17 protein-coding genes and 5 pseudogenes are annotated in these 17,098 nt (G+C 66.7%); 16 read left to right on the top strand and 6 right to left on the bottom strand.

Annotated elements, in window-relative coordinates:
• The first annotated feature begins 65 nt into the window (after positions 1–65).
• The 3 genes and pseudogenes from glgX to AUC69_RS16535 all read left to right on the top strand — a co-directional run bounded on the left by glgX (position 66) and on the right by AUC69_RS16535 (position 4,087).
• Complete coding sequence (gene glgX / locus AUC69_RS12285) at positions 66–2,138, top strand: glycogen debranching protein GlgX (protein ID WP_069442412.1); 2,073 nt, start codon at positions 66–68, stop codon at positions 2,136–2,138.
• Positions 2,139–2,386: 248 nt separating this feature from the next.
• A pseudogene (locus AUC69_RS16525) lies at positions 2,387–3,270 on the top strand (4-alpha-glucanotransferase).
• Positions 3,180–4,087, top strand: a pseudogene (locus AUC69_RS16535) (4-alpha-glucanotransferase). The pseudogenes AUC69_RS16525 and AUC69_RS16535 overlap by 91 nt, the downstream one beginning before the upstream one ends.
• Before the next feature lie 24 nt (positions 4,088–4,111).
• Here AUC69_RS16535 and AUC69_RS12295 read toward each other — a convergent pair.
• Both AUC69_RS12295 and AUC69_RS12300 read right to left on the bottom strand, forming a co-directional pair.
• Positions 4,112–4,450, bottom strand: coding sequence for a P-II family nitrogen regulator (locus tag AUC69_RS12295; RefSeq protein ID WP_069442413.1), 339 nt, complete (start codon positions 4,448–4,450; stop codon positions 4,112–4,114).
• A gap of 15 nt (positions 4,451–4,465) precedes the next feature.
• Complete coding sequence (locus AUC69_RS12300) at positions 4,466–5,683, bottom strand: ammonium transporter (RefSeq protein ID WP_083239409.1); 1,218 nt, start codon at positions 5,681–5,683, stop codon at positions 4,466–4,468.
• A 171-nt stretch (positions 5,684–5,854) separates the two neighbouring features.
• On the opposite strand from AUC69_RS12300, the pseudogene AUC69_RS12305 reads away from it, so the two are divergent.
• Positions 5,855–6,226, top strand: a pseudogene (locus AUC69_RS12305) (GreA/GreB family elongation factor); the annotation flags it as partial.
• A 129-nt stretch (positions 6,227–6,355) separates the two neighbouring features.
• On the opposite strand, the gene AUC69_RS12310 reads toward AUC69_RS12305, so the two are convergent.
• From AUC69_RS12310 to AUC69_RS12320, 3 genes are all read right to left on the bottom strand, one after another.
• Complete coding sequence (locus AUC69_RS12310; RefSeq protein WP_342018597.1) at positions 6,356–6,739, bottom strand: polyhydroxyalkanoic acid system family protein; 384 nt, start codon at positions 6,737–6,739, stop codon at positions 6,356–6,358.
• Positions 6,740–6,771: 32 nt separating this feature from the next.
• Positions 6,772–7,269 carry a hypothetical protein gene (locus tag AUC69_RS12315; protein WP_069442416.1) on the bottom strand — a complete coding sequence of 166 codons (498 nt, stop codon included), beginning with the start codon at positions 7,267–7,269 and terminating at the stop codon, positions 6,772–6,774.
• A gap of 227 nt (positions 7,270–7,496) precedes the next feature.
• Positions 7,497–7,805 (bottom strand): Rdx family protein, encoded by a 309-nt coding sequence (locus AUC69_RS12320; protein ID WP_141700770.1) that lies wholly within the window; start codon positions 7,803–7,805, stop codon positions 7,497–7,499.
• 160 nt (positions 7,806–7,965) lie between these two features.
• Here AUC69_RS12320 and AUC69_RS12325 point away from each other — a divergent pair, with 160 nt between their 5' ends.
• The 12 genes and pseudogenes from AUC69_RS12325 to AUC69_RS12375 all read left to right on the top strand — a co-directional run bounded on the left by AUC69_RS12325 (position 7,966) and on the right by AUC69_RS12375 (position 16,594).
• Positions 7,966–8,367 carry a hypothetical protein gene (locus AUC69_RS12325; RefSeq protein WP_141700771.1) on the top strand — a complete coding sequence of 134 codons (402 nt, stop codon included), beginning with the start codon at positions 7,966–7,968 and terminating at the stop codon, positions 8,365–8,367.
• 95 nt (positions 8,368–8,462) lie between these two features.
• Positions 8,463–8,939 carry a hypothetical protein gene (locus tag AUC69_RS12330; protein WP_069442418.1) on the top strand — a complete coding sequence of 159 codons (477 nt, stop codon included), beginning with the start codon at positions 8,463–8,465 and terminating at the stop codon, positions 8,937–8,939.
• 91 nt (positions 8,940–9,030) lie between these two features.
• Positions 9,031–10,169: pseudogene (locus AUC69_RS12335) on the top strand (ABC transporter permease).
• A 7-nt stretch (positions 10,170–10,176) separates the two neighbouring features.
• The gene (locus tag AUC69_RS12340) at positions 10,177–10,956 is read left to right on the top strand and encodes an ABC transporter ATP-binding protein (protein WP_069442419.1); all 780 of its coding nucleotides are present in this window, start codon (positions 10,177–10,179) and stop codon (positions 10,954–10,956) included.
• 20 nt (positions 10,957–10,976) lie between these two features.
• Positions 10,977–11,216 (top strand): MlaD family protein, encoded by a 240-nt coding sequence (locus AUC69_RS12345; RefSeq protein ID WP_069442420.1) that lies wholly within the window; start codon positions 10,977–10,979, stop codon positions 11,214–11,216.
• Positions 11,201–11,464: a hypothetical protein gene (locus AUC69_RS12350; protein WP_141700772.1), complete on the top strand. Its 264-nt coding sequence runs from the start codon at positions 11,201–11,203 to the stop codon at positions 11,462–11,464. Before AUC69_RS12345 ends, AUC69_RS12350 begins: the two co-directional genes overlap by 16 nt.
• Positions 11,465–11,553: 89 nt before the next feature.
• A complete protein-coding gene (locus AUC69_RS12355) occupies positions 11,554–12,186 on the top strand; it encodes an ABC-type transport auxiliary lipoprotein family protein (RefSeq protein ID WP_069442422.1) in 633 nt (210 codons plus the stop codon).
• 109 nt (positions 12,187–12,295) lie between these two features.
• Positions 12,296–12,619 (top strand): annotated as a pseudogene (locus tag AUC69_RS18665) (nitroreductase family protein); the annotation flags it as partial.
• Between the two features lie 391 nt (positions 12,620–13,010).
• Positions 13,011–14,540 (top strand): cation-translocating P-type ATPase, encoded by a 1,530-nt coding sequence (locus AUC69_RS17125; protein WP_158008107.1) that lies wholly within the window; start codon positions 13,011–13,013, stop codon positions 14,538–14,540.
• On the top strand, positions 14,537–15,619 hold the full coding sequence (locus tag AUC69_RS19090) for an HAD-IC family P-type ATPase (protein WP_204377326.1): 1,083 nt from the start codon (positions 14,537–14,539) through the stop codon (positions 15,617–15,619). Before AUC69_RS17125 ends, AUC69_RS19090 begins: the two co-directional genes overlap by 4 nt.
• Complete coding sequence (locus AUC69_RS12370) at positions 15,612–15,845, top strand: hypothetical protein (RefSeq protein WP_069442423.1); 234 nt, start codon at positions 15,612–15,614, stop codon at positions 15,843–15,845. Before AUC69_RS19090 ends, AUC69_RS12370 begins: the two co-directional genes overlap by 8 nt.
• Entirely contained in the window at positions 15,806–16,594 is a 789-nt protein-coding gene (locus AUC69_RS12375; RefSeq protein WP_069442424.1) for a magnesium transporter, read from the top strand. Before AUC69_RS12370 ends, AUC69_RS12375 begins: the two co-directional genes overlap by 40 nt.
• Here AUC69_RS12375 and AUC69_RS12380 read toward each other — a convergent pair.
• A complete protein-coding gene (locus tag AUC69_RS12380) occupies positions 16,591–17,010 on the bottom strand; it encodes a DUF3775 domain-containing protein (RefSeq protein ID WP_069442425.1) in 420 nt (139 codons plus the stop codon). The two genes, AUC69_RS12375 and AUC69_RS12380, sit on opposite strands and share 4 nt — an antisense overlap.
• Between the last annotated feature and the right edge of the window lie 88 nt (positions 17,011–17,098).

The raw sequence follows: 17,098 nt of genomic DNA on the forward strand, positions 1-17,098 counted from the left end.
CCCTGGATATCGATGGAACGCGCCAACGCCCAGGCTGCCGCCTTGCGCCCGAGGACTCCGAGACCATGAAGCTCAGGCTCGATCCCGGCGCACCCTGGCCGCTCGGCGCGACCCATGACGGCCGCGGCGTGAATTTCGCGCTGTTCTCCGCCCACGCCACGCGGGTGGAGCTCTGCCTGTTCGACCCGGACGGCACCGAGACGGCGCGCATCACCCTGCCGGAATATTCCGACGAGGTGTGGCATGGCTATGTGCCGGACCTTCCCCCCGGCCAACTTTATGGCTACCGCGTGCACGGGCCCTACGCCCCGAAGGACGGCCACCGCTTCAACCCCTACAAGCTGCTGCTCGATCCCTATGCGCGGCGCTATGCGGGCCAGCTCGTTTGGGACGACGCCCTGTTCGGCTACCAGATCGGCAACAAGCGCGCCGACCTCGTCATGAGCAAGACCGACAGCGCGCCCTTCCTGCCGAAATGCGTGGTGGTCGGCGAGAGCGATCCGCCGCGCAGCCCCCGTCCCAATCGTCCGTGGCATGACACTGTCATCTACGAGGCGCACGTGAAGGGCATGACCGCGCGCCATCCCGACGTGCCGGAGCCGCTGCGCGGCACCTTCGCCGGCATCGCCGACCCCGCCGTGATCGACCATCTCGTCAAGCTCGGCGTCACCGCCATCGAGCTGCTGCCGGTCCATGCCTTCGTCAACGACCGCCATCTCGTGGAGCAGGGTCTCAGCAACTATTGGGGCTATAACAGCATCGGCTTCTTCGCGCCGGCCGAGCGCTATGTCTCTCCCGGCGCCGGGCTCGAGCAATTCCGCGCCATGGTCGATCGGCTGCACGAGGCCGGCATCGAGGTGCTTCTCGACGTGGTCTACAACCACACCGCCGAAGGCAACGCGCTCGGGCCCACGCTGTCGTTCCGCGGCATCGACAACGCCGCCTATTACAAGCTCGCCGAGGACAAGCGGCACTATTACGACACCACCGGGTGCGGCAACACGCTCAATATCGGCCAGCCGCGCGTGCTTCAGCTCGTCATGGACTCGCTGCGCTATTGGGTGGAGCAATGCGGCGTCGACGGCTTCCGTTTCGACCTCGCCTCGGCACTCGCCCGCGACGACAAGGACTTCAATCCCAGCGCCTCCTTCCTCGACGCCGTCGGCCAGGACCCCGTGCTGAGCCGCGTGAAGCTGATCGCCGAGCCGTGGGATCTCGGCGAGAACGGTTACCAGGTCGGCGCCTTCCCGCCGGGCTGGGCCGAGTGGAACGATTTGTGGCGCGACGGCTTGCGCTCCTATTGGAAGGGCGACATGGGCATGCTGCCGGCATTGGGCAGCAGAATTTCCGGGTCGGCCGAGATCTACGACCGCCGCGGACGGAAGCCCTGGGCGAGCGTCAATTTCATCGCCGCCCATGACGGCTTCACCTTGCGCGACGTCGTTTCCTACAACAAGAAGCACAACGCGGCGAACAAGGAAGACAACAAGGACGGCCACGACGACAACCGCAGCTACAACTGGGGCATCAAGGGACCGACCGACGATCCCGCCATTCTCGATCTTCGCGACAAGGTCCGCCGCTCCCTGATGGCGAGCCTGCTGTTCAGTCACGGCACGCCGATGCTGAACATGGGCGACGAGCTCGGCCGCACCCAAGGCGGCAACAACAACGCCTTCTGTCAGGACAACGAGATCTCCTGGGTGAACTGGACCGATCTCGGCGAGCGCGACCGCGCCTTCCTCGACTTCGTGCGCGGCCTTGCGAGCTTGCGGGCGGAGCAGGCGCTGCTGCGCAGCCCCCGCTTCCTCCATGGCGAGCCGGTGGCGCCACGCATCAAGAACGTCTCATGGTTCAAGCCGGACGGCGAGGAGAAGCAGTCCGAGCACTGGACGGACCCGGTCGCCAAATGCATCGGCGCGTCCTTCGCCGGCGATGGGCAGATCCTGCTGATGCTGTTCAACGCCGACGCCGAGCCGATCGATTTCATCTTCCCGTATTTCGGCAAGCGTCATTTGCGTTGGCGGCTGCTTTGCGATTCGGCCAAGGGTCTGATACGGCCGGAGCCGGTGGTCATCGCCACGGGCAAGACCACCATCGAGGGACGCGGGCTGTTGTTGTTCGAGAGGACGGATTGATGGCGGCGCGAGTCTCAGCCTCATCGCCGCTCATGGCCGCGCCCGTCGCGGGCGGCGCGGCCGGAACTTCAATGACCAGCCGGGAGTAACGCATGCCGGATCGGCTCGACGAATTGGCTGAGCGCTTCGGTATTGCCGAGGGCTACATCTCCGAGAAGGGCAACTGGATCACGACGCCCGCCGCAACCAAGGCCAAGGTGCTGGAGGCCATGGGCGTGCCGGTGGGCGCGGGCGCCGGCGACGCCGCCATGCCGGAGCCGCCGCCGGCCGACGACGTGGCCTCGCTGTCGGCAAGCGCCTTCTGGCCGCCTTTTCTGGTCGATCAACGCTCCTGGGGTCTGTCGGTGCAGGCCTATGCGCTGCGCTCGTCGCGCAACTGGGGCATCGGCGATTTCGAGGATCTGGCACGTCTGGCGGAATATGCCGCGAGCCTCGGCGCCGATTTCATCGGCGTCAGCCGCTGCACGCGCTGTTCATGGCCGACCCCTCGCGCATCAGCCCCTATAGCCCCTCGACCCGCGATTTTCTCAATCCGCTCCTGATCGCGCCGGACTGCGTGCCGGGCTTCGCCGATCTGCCCGATCGCGCCGAGCTGGAGGCCGCGCTCGCCGATCTCCGCGCCACCACGCTGATCGACTATCCGGCCGTCCATCGCGTCAAGCTCCGGGCGCTCGAGGCGCTGTTCGCCCATTTCGTTGCGCATGCCGACGCCGACGCCAAGGCGGCGTTCGAGCAATTCTGCCGCGACCACGGCAAGGCGCTCGAAGGCCACGCCCTATTCGAGGCGCTGTCGGAGCGCTTCATGGCCGAAGGCATGAACGCGGCGTGGGTGACCTGGCCGGAGCAATATCAAAATCCGGACAATCTCGCCGTGCGCGACTTCGCCCGCGCCGCCAAGCACCGCATCGCCTTTCATGCCTGGCTGCAATGGACCGCCGACACCCAAATCTCCAATGCGCGGGACCGCGCCAAGGCGGCCGGCATGCGCATCGGGCTCTATCTCGATCTCGCGGTCGGCATCTCGCCCGACGGCTCGCGCGCCTGGATCGGCGGACCGGCCATCGCCAATCATGCCGCGCATCGGGCTGCCCGCCCGACCCCTTCAGCGCCGCCGGCCAGGATTGGGGGCTAGTGCCCTTCTCGCCGGTCGGGCTGTCGGAGGAACGCTTCGAGCCCTATCGCGCGGTGCTCCGCGCCAACATGCACCACGCCGGCGCGCTGCGCATCGACCACGCCATGGGGCTACAGCGGCTCTATTGGATTCCCGAAGGCAACACGGCCACCGACGGCGCCTATGTGGCCTATCCCCTCCGCGAGCTGTTGGAAGGCGTGGTGGAGGAATCGTGGATCTCCCGCACCATCGTCATCGGCGAGGATCTCGGCACCGTGCGCCCGGCTTCACCGACACCATGGTGCGGGCCGGGCTGCTCAGCTACCAGGTCTTCTACTTCACGGACCGCGACGGCGTATGGATGCCGCCTCATGCCTACCGGCGCGAGGCCATGGTTTGCGCCTCGACCCATGACCTGCCGACGCTCAAGGGCTGGTGGATCGGCAACGACATCGAGCGGCGCATCGAAGCCGGCCGCACCACCGAGGTGGAGGCGGTGCTCCAGCGCGACGACCGCAAGAAAGACCGGCAACGTCTGCTCGACGCGCTGGTGAGCGCGCAAGCGCTGGCGCCCGGCGTGGCGCAAGCGGCGACGCCCAAGACGATGCCGGACGAGGTGCTCGTCGCCGTCCATCGCTTCCTGGCCATCACGCCGTGCCGCCTGCTCGCCGTGCAGCTCGACGATGCGCTCGGCGCCAGCGAGCAGGCGAACCTGCCGGGCACCGTCGACGAGCATCCCAACTGGCGACGCAAATCCGCCGTCACTCTCGAGGCGTTGGGCGAGAATTCCCTGTTCGGCGATGTGGTCCGCGCGGTCGCGGCCGAACGCCCGCGCTAGCAAGCCGCGGTCCAACCGAAACGACTAGAGCGCGTCGGTGCCCATCTCCCCGGTGCGCACCCGCATGGCGCCTTCAAGCGGCAGCACGAAGACCTTGCCGTCGCCGATACGCCCGGTGCGCGCCGCCTCGCCGATGGCTTCCACCACGGAGTCGGCGATGGCCGCGTCGACGGCGATTTCTATCTTCACCTTCGGCACGTAGTGGATGTTGTACTCGGCGCCCCGATAGATTTCGGTCTGCCCCTTCTGCCGGCCGAAGCCGCGCACCTCGGAGACCGTCAGGCCCTGCACGCCCCTGGCGGCGAGCGCCTCGCGCACGGCGTCGAGCCGGTGCGGCTGGATGACTGCGATGATGTATTTCATGCTGCGCGTCCTCGCTTACATGTTGTAGCCGCGTTCGCCGTGAATATTGAGGTCGAGACCTTGCTCTTCGATCTCGGCACTGACACGCAAGCCGACGAGCGCTTGCACGAGCTTGATGATGATGAAGCTGACCACCACCGACCATATCAAAACGGCGATGAGCCCGGTGAGCTGAATCAGGACCTGTCCGCCCATGGTCCGCCCTTCGGCCAGGCCGATGCCACCGAGCGCCGCGTCGGCGAACACCGCGGCGAGCAGAACGCCCACCGCGCCGCCGATGCCATGCACGGCGAGCACGTCGAGGGAGTCATCGATCCTGAACCGGTGCTTGACCACCATGACCATGAGATAGCAGACCGATCCACCGGCGAGCCCGATCACGAGCGCGGCCCCCGGTCCTACATAGCCGGACGCCGGCGTGATGGTGGCGAGCCCGGCGATCGCGCCGGTGACGGCGCCGACCATGCTCGGCTTGCCGAACTTCACCGTCTCGATGACGATCCACACCAGCGTCGCGGTCGCCGCCGAGATATGCGTCACGGTCATGGCCATGCCCGCATCGGCGCCGGCGGAGAGCGCGCTGCCGGCATTGAAACCGAACCAGCCGACCCACAGCATGCTGGCGCCCACCATGGTCATCCACGGCGCGTGCGGCGGCCGCACGTCATGGGGAAAGCCCAGGCGCGGTCGAGCACGATGGCGAGCAGGCAAGGCCGAGACGCCCGCGGTCAGATGGACCACGAGGCCGCCGGCGAAATCGAGCACGCCGCGCTCCGCCAGCCAGCCCCCGCCCCAGACCCAATGGGCCACCGGCACATAGACGAGGAACAGCCACAGCACGCTGAACATCACCACCGCGCCGAAGCGCATGCGCTCGACGAAGGCGCCGACGATCAGCGCCGGCGTGATGATGGCGAAGGTCATCTGGAACATGAAGAACACGGTCTCGGGGATCTTGGTGTTGGCGGCGGCGGCATCGCGCGGCACACCGATCAGGAGCACCTTGCTCAAATCCCCGATCCACGCGCCCGAGCCGGAGAAGGTCAGGCTGTAGGCCGCGAGTAGCCACAGCACCGTGACCACGGACGCGATGGTGAAGCACTGCATCAGAACCGAGAGCAGGTTCTCGGCGCGCACGAGCCCGCCATAGAACAAAGCCAACCCCGGCAACGTCATAAAGAGAACCAGCGCCGTGGCCGTGATGAGCCAGGCGGTATCCCCCGCATCGATCATGATATCCCCTCCCCCTAACGCCTGCTCAAATGCAGGTCTTTGCCTATTTATCTAGCACAAGGGTGCGGGTGCGGAGCAAGGCCGGCGCGCCAGCCCTGCCATTTGCCCAAAGAAAAGACTCGCCTCCCGGCGGAGCCACAATCCTGACGCCTCGCGTGCTATAATCTTCTGATGAGCAAGGCCTTTACCAAAGAGGCCGAAGGGGGGGACGTTTATGACGACCTTCCCGACCGGCCGATATCCCCACACAATCTCGTGACCGCGCGCGGGCTTGCGCTGATCGAGGCCGAGTTGGCCCGGCTCCACGAGGAGCATGCCGCGGCCCACGACGCCGACGACAAGCCGCTCTTGGCCAAGATCAACCGGGATTTGCGCTATTGGACCTCGCGCCGGGCCACCGCCCAGGTCATCGAGCCGCCCCACGACGCCACCGAGGTGCATTTCGGCTCCAAAGTCACCATCGAGCGCGAGGACGGGCGCCGTCAATCCTATCTCATCGTCGGCGAGGACGAGGCCGATCCCGCTCACGGCACGCTCTCTTACGTCTCGCCGGTGGCTCAGGCGATGATGGGCAAGCCGGTCGGCGAGACCGTGCCGGCCGCGCGGGCGAGCGACGATCATCGAGATCGCCTGACGCGCCGCGTCAGGGCCGAGCGGATCAAGCCGCGTGAATCAGGTCTTGGTGGTGGGCTTTTCCAGCATCAGCCGGCCCTGCTTCTCCACCAGCGCCTTCGCCTTGTTGGCGAGTACGGCGAGCACCCAAGGGAGCTGCACCTCCAGCCGCACATGATCGTCTGCCACGTCCACCTTGCCCTTGGTGGTCTGGCCGAGCAGGCTCGCCTGGAAGTCGAGATGCTCCCCGCTCCAGGCATCCTTGAGCACCACGAAGCTCTCGCCGACATTCGTCCGCACATTGTGGAAGCCCGCCTGGAGACGGCGCTTGGCTTCGGCCTTGCCGAGCGCATGCGGGATGGTGACGACGACGGGCTGGGTCATGACGCTAAACGCCCCTGAGGCACATTTCGGTTCCCAACTATATGGGAACCGGGGCGCCATCCGAACAGAGCCCCCGCGCGCCAGTTGGCCGCCTAACCCACTGGATTGCCAAACGTAAGAAGCGGATGGCTGAGGGGCTTGCCGATCCTGTGGAAGGCCCAAACCTGAGCATTCGACGTGGCGTCGCACAGAAACGTCTCGCCGGCCTCGGTCTCGATGAACACGAAAAAGCCGGGGAGCCAATCGTCGTTGAGGCCGTCCGCCCCTTTGCTGGAGATCGTCCCCACCACCGTGCCCGCCTCGCCGGCGAGATAAGCCTGGCAGGCGCGCTCGGCCACCGCCAGCGGATCCGCGACCCCGGCGACCGGCTTGCCCGCGCCGTCGATATAGAGCGGCTCGACGAAGCTCGCCCCCGCCCCTTGCAGAAGATCGTCGAAAATCATGCTGTAGGCGTAGACGCGGCCATCGGCGTCGGCGCTGCACAGAAACAGATTCGTATCCTCGTCGGTGAGCCAAACGAGGCTGCCGCCGCGCCCGTCGCAATGGCGGTGATCGGTCTCGCCGGGGCGCCGTCGCCTTGCACGGTACATGCCTGCACGGCCGCTTCATGGGGGCTTGCGGCGGCAAACACAGGCGCCGCGAAGCCCGCCGCGAGGCCCAGCGCGCCAAGTCTCAACAGATTGATAGCCATCATGGTTTTCTCCCGGTCTGTGGCGCCGCTACCGGCCGCTGCGCCCCGGGTCAAGTGGCACGGGACGCATGCGGTCATTGTGAGCCACCGCACAAAGGACGCCGGCCGGCTCAAGGCGTGCGCGCGTCAGGATGTCGTGTCTTTGCGGTCCACATGGCCGAGATCGCGGCCCGGCGCGATCCTGTCGCGCACCAGCTGCTTGAGCTCCTTCATCTCGGGAAAGCGCTCTTGCTCGGCGCGCGACCAGATCAGCGTGCCGTCGACGCGCACCTCGAAGACCCCGCCCGTATCGTCGGGAACGAGCGTGACCGAGCCGAGCTCCGCGCCGAATGTGGACAGCAGCTCCTGGCCCATCCAGCCGGCCCTGAGCAGCCAATTGCACAGCCGGCAATAAGTGATGGACACATTCGGGGACGGCGCGATGTCGGGACCCATCGATATTTCTCGAGAAATCGGGCTTTTGCGACCATAGACCACCCGCGATGCCTCATACCAGCCCTAGTCTGTTGAGCATAATCAAGGCGGGAAGGCCTCTCCTGGACCATACAGAGGTCGCCGGGCGCCAGCTAAGCGCTCCATCCCAACGGAGATGACGATGCCAGACTCTGGACCCACCGGCGGTGCCGCGCGCGCCCGCATCGCCAATCCCCTCCTCGATTTCGCCACGGCGGCCGCGGAGGCGCAGCTGAAATTCTGGCAGGCCTTTCATGTCGAGGGGTCGGCATTCGTCGCCAAGCGGTTGCGGGCCAATCTGGAATTCTTGCGCGAACTCGGCCATTGTGCCGATCCTCGGGCGATCGGCGACTGCCAATGGGCTTGGCTCGGCAATCTGCGCAAGGACTATGCCGAGGAATGGGCACGGCTCGCCGGGACCACCTTTGCCCTCGGCGTCTCGGAAATGTCTCCGATGAGCGGCTTTTACGCGCGTGCGGAACGTAAAGGTTCCAACGGCTTAGCACCAGGGCAGCGGCCCGCGCGCAACAGCGTGAGCCCATAATGCCCCTCGGGGGGTTGCAACGAGCGCGGGGTTTCATCACCTCGTAACAGCAAAGCCGCTTGTTTCAGACGCAAAATTGCGGGAAGAGAGAACTCATGAGACGATTGATTCGCCGCGCTGCGCCGCTTCTTCTTGTCACCGCAGCCCTTGTCGGGCTGTTCATGGTCACGCCGTCGAAAAAGGCCGAAGCGAGCCCGTTCGACACGCTTCTCGGCTCGTGGCGCGGAAGCGGCACGGTTCAGCTCAACAGCGGACGAGAACGCCTGAGCTGCAACGCTTACTACACGGGCGGGGGCTCCCAGCTCGGCATGGCCATCCGCTGCAAGAGCGACACCTCCAATGTGGAGATCAGGAGCAAGCTCAGTCTCAGCGGCAGCCGCATTACAGGCAACTGGGAAGAGCGCACCTATAACGCCGAGGGCAGCGCCAGCGGCACTGCCACGCCGGGCAAGATCAGCATCAGGGTCTCCGGCTCCATCACCGGCAGCATGATCGTCAACTTCAGCCGGTCCAGCCAAAGCGTGTCGATCTCGACTCGGGCAGTTCCCTGCAACGCGTGTCGATCAACCTGACTCGCAGCTAGTTCGCCGTTACTCTTAGGCCGGAATCACCGCCAGCCTCGGGGGGCGACCTCTCAGGCTGCACGTTGTGCCGCTAGGAGCGATGGCCATGGGCGAAGCGTTACTGACGCACAAATTGGAAGGGGAACGGCTCGAGCTCGCCGCCAGCGGCTCGTGGACCGCGCCCCATGCCGGCGAGCTTGAAGCGCTGATCGACCGCGTGACCGGCGAGGCGCCGGCGGCGAAGGACGTGTCCATCGATATGGCCGGCGTCCGCGAGTTCGACACGTTCGGCGCTTGGCTGCTGGAGCGCTTGACCCGGCAATGGTCGGCGGCGGGCCGTGAGGCGGTCGTTCTCGGCTTGCCCGAGCATGACCGCGGCCTGCTCGCGGAGATGCACGGCGTCAACCGCAAGCCGGCGGCGGCACCGGAACGCCAGAACCCGATTGTCTCCGGCCTCGCGGCGCTGGGGCGTGGCGGCGCCGACTTCGGCCGCAACCTCGTCGTATTCGCCGACATGCTCGGCGCCGTGGGCATGGCGCTCGGCCGCGTTCTGCTCCGCCCGCGCGAATACCGCCTCACCTCGACGGTGCATCAATTCGATCGCGTCGCCTGGCAGGCGGTGCCCATCATCCTTCTCATCACCTTCCTGATCGGCGGCATCATCTCGCAGCAGGGCATCTTCCACTTCCGCAAATTCGGCGCGGAGCTCTATTCCGTCGACCTCGTCGCCATTCTCGTTCTCCGCGAGATCGGCGTGCTCATCGTCGCCATCATGGTGGCCGGGCGCTCGGGTAGCTCCTACACCGCCGAGATCGGCTCCATGAAGATGCGCGAGGAGATCGACGCCTTGCGCACCATGGGCTTCGATCCGGTCGAGGTCCTGATCCTGCCGCGGATCCTCGTGCTGATCGTCGCCCTGCCCGTGCTCACCTTCATCGGCAGCATGGCGGCGTTGTATGGCGGCGCCTCGTCGCCTGGCTCTATGGCGGCATGAGCCTCGACATCTATATGGCGCGCCTGACCGACGCCATCTCGATCACCCATTTCAAGGTCGGCATGATCAAGGCGCCCTTCATGGGGCTCGTCATCGGCATCGTCGCCTGCGCCGAGGGCCTGCGCGTCAAGGGCAGCGCCGAGTCTCTCGGCATCCAGACCACCAACTCCGTGGTGGAGTCGATCTTCCTGGTCATCGTGCTCGACGGCCTGTTCGCCATCTTCTTTGCCTCGATTGGGATGTGAGCCGTCGATGACCAAGAAGACTGCCGTCATCAAAGTCCGCGACCTCGTGGTCGGCTTCGGCGATGAGAACGTGCTCGATCATCTCGATCTCGACGTGCGCGCGGCCGAGATTCTCGGCGTCGTCGGGGCCTCCGGCGCCGGCAAGTCGGTCCTGCTGCGCACCATCATCGGCCTGTTGCCGCGGCGGCACGGCACCATCGAGGTGCTCGGCATCGACCTGGCCGACGCCGGCGAGGAAGAGCGGCGCGCGCTGGAGCGCCGCTGGGGCGTCCTGTTCCAACAAGGGGCGCTGTTTTCCTCGCTCACCGTCCGCCAGAACGTGCAATTTCCCATGCGCGAGAATCTGGACATCTCCCAGAGGCTCATGGACGAGATGGCGCTTGCCAAGCTGGAGATGGTCGGGCTCGCGCCGCAGGACCTGGACAAATTCCCCTCCGAGCTGTCCGGCGGCATGACCAAGCGCGTGGCGCTGGCCCGGGCCCTGGCGCTCGATCCCGAGATCCTGTTTCTCGACGAGCCGACATCGGGCCTCGACCCGATCTCCGCCGGCGATTTCGACGAGTTGATCCGCACGCTGCAACAGACGTTGGAGATCACCGTATTCATGGTGACCCACGATCTGGAGAGCCTCTACACCGCTTGCGACCGGATTGCCGTGTTGGCCGACGGTAAGGTCGTGGCCGACGGACCGATTGCCACTATGCTTGAGTCCGAGCACCCCTGGGTGAAGACCTACTTCCAGGGCAAGCGCGGCGGCATGTTGGCGGAACGCCAGATAAGCGCTTAAAACCCGAGGGACGAGACGCGATGGAAACCCGTGCCCGCTATGCCTTGATCGGACTGTTCATGCTCGCCATTATCGTGGCGAGCTTCGGCTTCGTCTACTGGCTGGAGAATAAGGGCGGCTTCGGCGAACGCGAGACCTATCGCGTACGGTTCGAGAGTTCCGTATCGGGTCTGCTCGTCGGCTCCGCCGTCCTGTTCAACGGCATCCGCGTCGCGACGTCACCGGCATCGCCCTCAATCCCGACGTGCCGCAACAGGTGATCGCCACCATCGCCGTCGCCAAGAACACGCCCATCCGCGATGACACGCAGGTCAACGTGGAGCAGCAGGGCCTCACCGGCGGCATTGCCGTGACCCTGACCGGAGGCTTGTCCACCACGCCGCTTCCCACCGACGGCGGCGTGCCGACGCTGATCGCGCCGCCCGGCGCGGCCAGGACTGGACGCAAAGCGCGCGCGATGCGTTCCAGCAGGTCGAGACGATCCTCGATCAGAATGCCACGCCCCTGAACGAAGCGATCAACAACATCGAGGTCTTCACCGACGCGCTGGCGCGCAACGCCGACAAGGTCGACGGCATCCTCGCCGGCATCGAGAAGATGACCGGCGGCGGCAAGGGCAACAGTCCGCTCTATTCGCTCAAGGCCGCGACGGATTTGCCGGCACCGCCCGAGCAGGCGCCGACCTGGCAGCTTCTCATCTCCGAGCCGACCACCTTGCTCGCCTTCAACACCGACAAGATCCTGACCCAACCGGCGCCCGACGAGAGCCTTCCCATGGATAACGCCCGCTGGAGCGACAGCCTGCCCATCCTTGTCCAAGCCAAGCTGGTGCAGACCTTCGAGAATGCCGGCTACGCCCAGGCCGTGACCCGCACGCCCGGCGACTTCGCCAGCAATTTCCAGCTTCAGATCGACATCCGCCAGTTCCATGTGGTCACCACGGGCGAACCGACGGCCAAAATTGTGTTCCTGGCCAAGATTCTCAATCCGAACAACGAGATCATCGACACACGCCAGTTCGAAGCCTCCGCCCCGGCCGAGGGGAGCGACGCGCGGGCTTATGTGAACGCGCTCAGCGCGGCCTTCGACAAAATCGAGGTGGAGCTGTTGGACTGGGCCACGGCGCAGATCGATGCGGTCCCGGTGCCCCCGGTTGTCGTGGAGCCGCCCGCAATGCCGCCCCCGCCCGACGATATGCCGTCCGAGCCCGAGATGCCGCCCGCACCTTAGCCGGCAGCCATTGATCTGGCTCAACGACTGCGCCCCCAGACAGCGGAATCGTTCCGGGGAGGCCAGCCCGCGGTTCGGGGCTTGGCGCAAGCTGCCCGGGACGTCGGCCATGGACTTGCTGGAAGCCATCGACGGACGCAGATCCGTGCGCGAATACACCGAGGAGCCGGTCGACGACGCGATTCTGCGTGAGCTGATCGCCGCGGCGATCCAGGCGCCGAGCGCCATCAATCAGCAGCCCTGGGCCTTCATCGTCGTCAAGGACGCGGCGATCCTGTCGCGCATTTCCGATCAGGCCAAGGCCCACTTCCTCAAGGCATCGCTGGCGGCGCCGGCCCATCCGTTCCGCGATATGCTCAACGATCCGAAGTTTCACATTTTTTATCACGCGCCGGCCTTGGTGGTCATTGCCGCCGCCGAGCCGACCGACTGGGCCATCGAGGACTGCGCGCTCGCCGCGGAGAATTTGATGCTCGCGGCCTACGCCAAGGGCTCGGCACCTGCTGGATCGGCTTCGCCCAACATTGGCTGGCCACGGCCGACGGCAAGGCGGCCCTCGGCGTGCCGCCGTCCTTGTCGCCGATCGCGCCCATCATCGTCGGCCATCCCCGGCGCCAGCCCCCGCCCGTTCCCCGCAAACCCGCCGATATCCGCTGGGTCGGCAGCGGCACTTCGCGGGCGTGACCGGCCGGACGCTCTGCTCCATGATCGCCTGAGACGCACCCTCGCCCCGGAGCCACTGGTGAGACGAGACCTGACATCGCCGGACGCGGCCCTCGCCTATGCGCAAGCGGCCGAAACCGTGCTCTCAAGCCACGACGTGGATGATCGCGTCTGGCCTGACCGGGGCCGAGGCGGCATCGCGCCTGGAGCGCCACGGGCCGAACGCCCTCCTCACGCACCCGCAACAGACCGTGCTCGCCATTCTGCTCGACCAGATGCGCAGCCCCGTGGTCTGGCTTCTCGGCGCCGCCGCGGCCATCGCCGCCCTGTTCGGCGAGTGGACTGAGGCCATTGCCATCCTGGCGGTGCTCGTCATCAATACCCTGATTGGATTCGTCACCGAGCTTCGCGCCATCCGCTCCATGGAGGCCTTGCGCAAGCTCGGGACGCGGTCCACGCGCGTGCGCCGCGACGGCAAGATCAGGATCGTACCCGCCGAGCAAATCGTGCCCGGCGACATCGTCGTACTGGAGAGCGGCGACGTGGTCACCGCCGACATGCGCCTGGTCGAGGCCAAGAATTTGTTCGCCGACGAATCGACGCTGACCGGCGAATCCGTTCCCGTGGAGAAGGGCACGGCACCCGTCCCGGCCGACGCCATTATCGCCGAGCAGACCTCCATGGCGCATAAGGGCACCGCGATCACCCGCGGCGCCGGCGTCGGCGTCACCGTCGCCACCGGCATGGCGACGGAGCTTGGCCTGACCACCAAGCTCGTCATCGAAGCGGCGGACGACACCTCACCGCTCGAACGCAAGCTGGCGCAGCTCACCGGCCAACTCGTCAAGGCGACGATCGTCGTCACCGTCTTGATCGCCGTGGCCGGCATGGCCACCGGGCGGGATCTCGTGCTGATGATCGAGGCGGCCATCGCGCTCGCCGTCGCCGCCATTCCCGAAGGCCTGCCCATCGTGGCGACCATGGCGCTCGCGCGCGGCATGTGGCGCATGGCCCAGCGCAATGTCGTGGTCGAGCGCCTGGCCGCGGTCGAGACGCTCGGTGCCACCACCGTCATCTGCACCGACAAGACCGGCACGCTCACCGAGAATCGCATGACCGTGGAGCGGCTCTGGCTGCCTTCGGCCGACTATCGCCTCGATCATGCGCGCGGCAAGATCCTCGATAGCGCGGGCGCGGCGGCCGCGGTGGACGACCCCTTGCGGCGGACCATGGAGGTCGGCGTGCTGTGCGGCACCGCGACACTCAAGGCCGAGGACGAACGTGGCGCGGGCGATCCCATGGAGCTCGCGCTCCTTCGGTTGGGCGCGCTGGCCGGCCTCGACCGAGAGGCGATGCTCGACGCCTGGCCCGAGCGCGCCGAGATCGCCTTCGACACCGAGACCAAGATGATGGCGACCGCTCATGAGCGCGACGGCCGCCTCTTCGTCGCCGTCAAGGGCGCGCCCGAAGCCGTGCTGGACGCGGCCGCCACCATCGGCGCCGCGGCAAAGGCGCCCCTCACCCAGGAAGCCCGCGAGGACTGGCTGCGCCACGCGGAAACTCTCGCCGAGGACGGCTTGCGCGTTCTGGCTCTGGCCGAGACAGCGATCCCCCTGGGCGCCAAGCCGGCTTACGAGCACCTCACCTTTCTCGCCCTCGTGGGCTTCCGCGATCCGCCGCGCGTGAGGTGAAGGAGGCGATCGCCGATTGCCGCCAAGCCGGCATCCGCGTGGTCATGGTCACCGGCGACCATGCCATCACCGCCAAGAAGATCGCCGAGGGGCTCGGCATCGCCGACCCCGGCGCCGGTATCGTCGAGGGGCGTGAATTGGAGGCGCTGGGCGCGCTCGGCGAGCATGAGCGCCGCCGCGTGCTGGCGACTCCGGTGTTCGCCCGGGTGACGCCCGCGCAAAAGCTCGACCTCGTGCGGCTCTACCAGTCCGCCGGTGAGGTGGTGGCCATGACCGGCGACGGCGTCAACGACGCGCCGGCCTTGCAGAAGGCCGATATCGGCGTCGCCATGGGACTGCGCGGCACGGAGGTCGCCCGCGAGGCCGCCGACATCGTGCTGCGCGACGACTCCTTCGGCAGCATCGTCGCCGCCATCCGCGAGGGCCGCGTCATCTTCGGCAATCTCCGGCGCTTCCTGGTCTATCTCCTGTCCTGCAACATCTCCGAGGTCATGGTCGTGGCGCTTGCCGTCGTCGCCGGCCTACCGCTGCCGCTCCTGCCGCTGCAGATCCTGTTCCTCAACCTCGTCACCGACGTGTTCCCGGCCTTCGCGCTCGCCACCGGCGAAGGCGAGGCGGACATCTTGCGCCAGCCGCCGCGCAATCCGCGCGAGCCCCTGCTGGCACGGCCGCAATGGATTTTTATCGCGGTCTATGGCGTCCTACTCACGGCCGCGACCTTGAGCGCACTGGTGATCGGCCGAGAGAGCCTTGGGCTCGAGGGCGAGGCGCTCGTCACCGTGTCCTTCCTCACGCTCGCCTTCGGCCAGCTGATTCACGTCTTCAACATGCGCGGCGCGGGCTCGCCGGTTCTTCGCAACGCCGTCACCCGCAACCCGTATGTGTGGCTGGCCGTGATCTTCTGCACAGGGATCCTCTTGCTCGCCATGTATGTGCCGCCCGTGGCGGGCGCGCTGCAGATCGCGCCACCCGATTTGAACGGCTGGATGCTCGTGGCCGCCGCCAGCGCCGCCCCGCTCCTGCTCGGCACGCTGTTCGGCGCGGCGCGGCGGCTCATCGAGGACCGCAGCCATGGCTGAGACGGAATACCTCGCCCATAACGAGATCGCGGCGCATCTTGCAGTGCGCAATGTGCCCATGTTTCCCGGCACGCTCATGGGCGACGAGGTCAGGGCGCGGCTCGCGGGCGCGACTTACGGTGCGGTCGATGCGGTGCTCGTGCTCGACACGGACGCCGCTATGCGGGCACGGCCCATCTCAAGGACGTGCTCGCCGCCCCCAGCGCGGCCGCTTTGTCGTCCCTGATCGTCGAGGACTGGCCGGTGGTGCGGCCCGAGATCGACCAGGAGCACGCCGCCACCCTCGCCCACGACCACCGGGTGAGCGCCGTGCCCGTGGTTGCCGAGGACGGGCGGCCGCTCGGCCTAATCCCTGGCCTCGCGCTGCTCGACGTGTTGGCGCAGGAGCATCACGAGGACGTGCATCGTCTCGCCGGTATTCTCAAGATGGGCGCCAAGGACCGCCATGCGCTCGACGATCCGCCGATGCTCCGGGCCGGACGCCGCCTGCCCTGGCTTCTTGTCGGTCTCGTTCTGAGCACGGGGGTGACGGTCCTGATGGCGGGCTTCGAGCGGGCGCTCCAAGCCAATATCGTCATCGCCTTCTTCATCCCCGCCCTGGTCTATCTCGCCGACGCCGTCGGCACCCAGACCGAGGCCGTGGTCGTGCGCGGGCTGTCGCTGGAGATGCGGCCACTGCCTCCTCTGCTGCTGGGAGAGCTCGCCACCGGCGCGCTGATCGGGCTGCCGCTGGCGCTGATCGCCTTTCTCGGCATCTGGCTCGCTTATGACGATGCGAGTCTCGCCGGCGGCGTCGCCATCTCGCTCTTCGCCGCGAGCAGTATCGCCTCCGTGCTTGGCTTGCTGTTGCCTTGGCTCTTGGCGCGCATCGGCCTCGATCCGGCCTTCGGCTCCGGACCGGTCGCCACCATTCTGCAAGACCTGCTGACCATCGCCGTCTATTTCGCGGTCATGGCCATGGTGATCGGCCTCTAGAGGCGGTTCAGCTCGAAGCTCTCAAGCGAATAGCCGAGCTGCGACAGCCCCTCCTCCAAATAGTCGCCGAGGAGCGGTGTGCCGAGCAGATAGCGCGGAATATGCTTGGCGCTGACATCCACCGCCTCTTGGCGGGCTTGCGCGAACGAGCCGAAATCGCCGCGCCCGAGCCACATCAGCGCCAGCAGGTCGAGCTGCTCGTCGATATTGAGAACACCAAGCGCCGCCTGGAGCTCTTGCAGCACCGGATTGTCCGCCTGCTCCTCGAGCACGTCGACTTCGCGGTCGTCCGTGGGATTCGACCCCGAATCCGGGTCCGTGGGCGCTACCTGCTCGTCGAACTCGCGCGCCTTGACGATGATGAAGAACGCCTTCTCCGGCGAGATTGTCAGCTCGTCTGATGGGTCGTCGATCATGGCCAAACCTCTCTGTTGCGCGCCGTCAGTAACCGCCGTGCACACGGCGGCTACCTTGACGTGGCTCAAGTCCGAGGGAGCGGCCGGC

Source organism: Methyloceanibacter superfactus (assembly GCF_001723305.1).
Classification (GTDB): Bacteria; Pseudomonadota; Alphaproteobacteria; order Rhizobiales; family Methyloligellaceae; genus Methyloceanibacter; species Methyloceanibacter superfactus.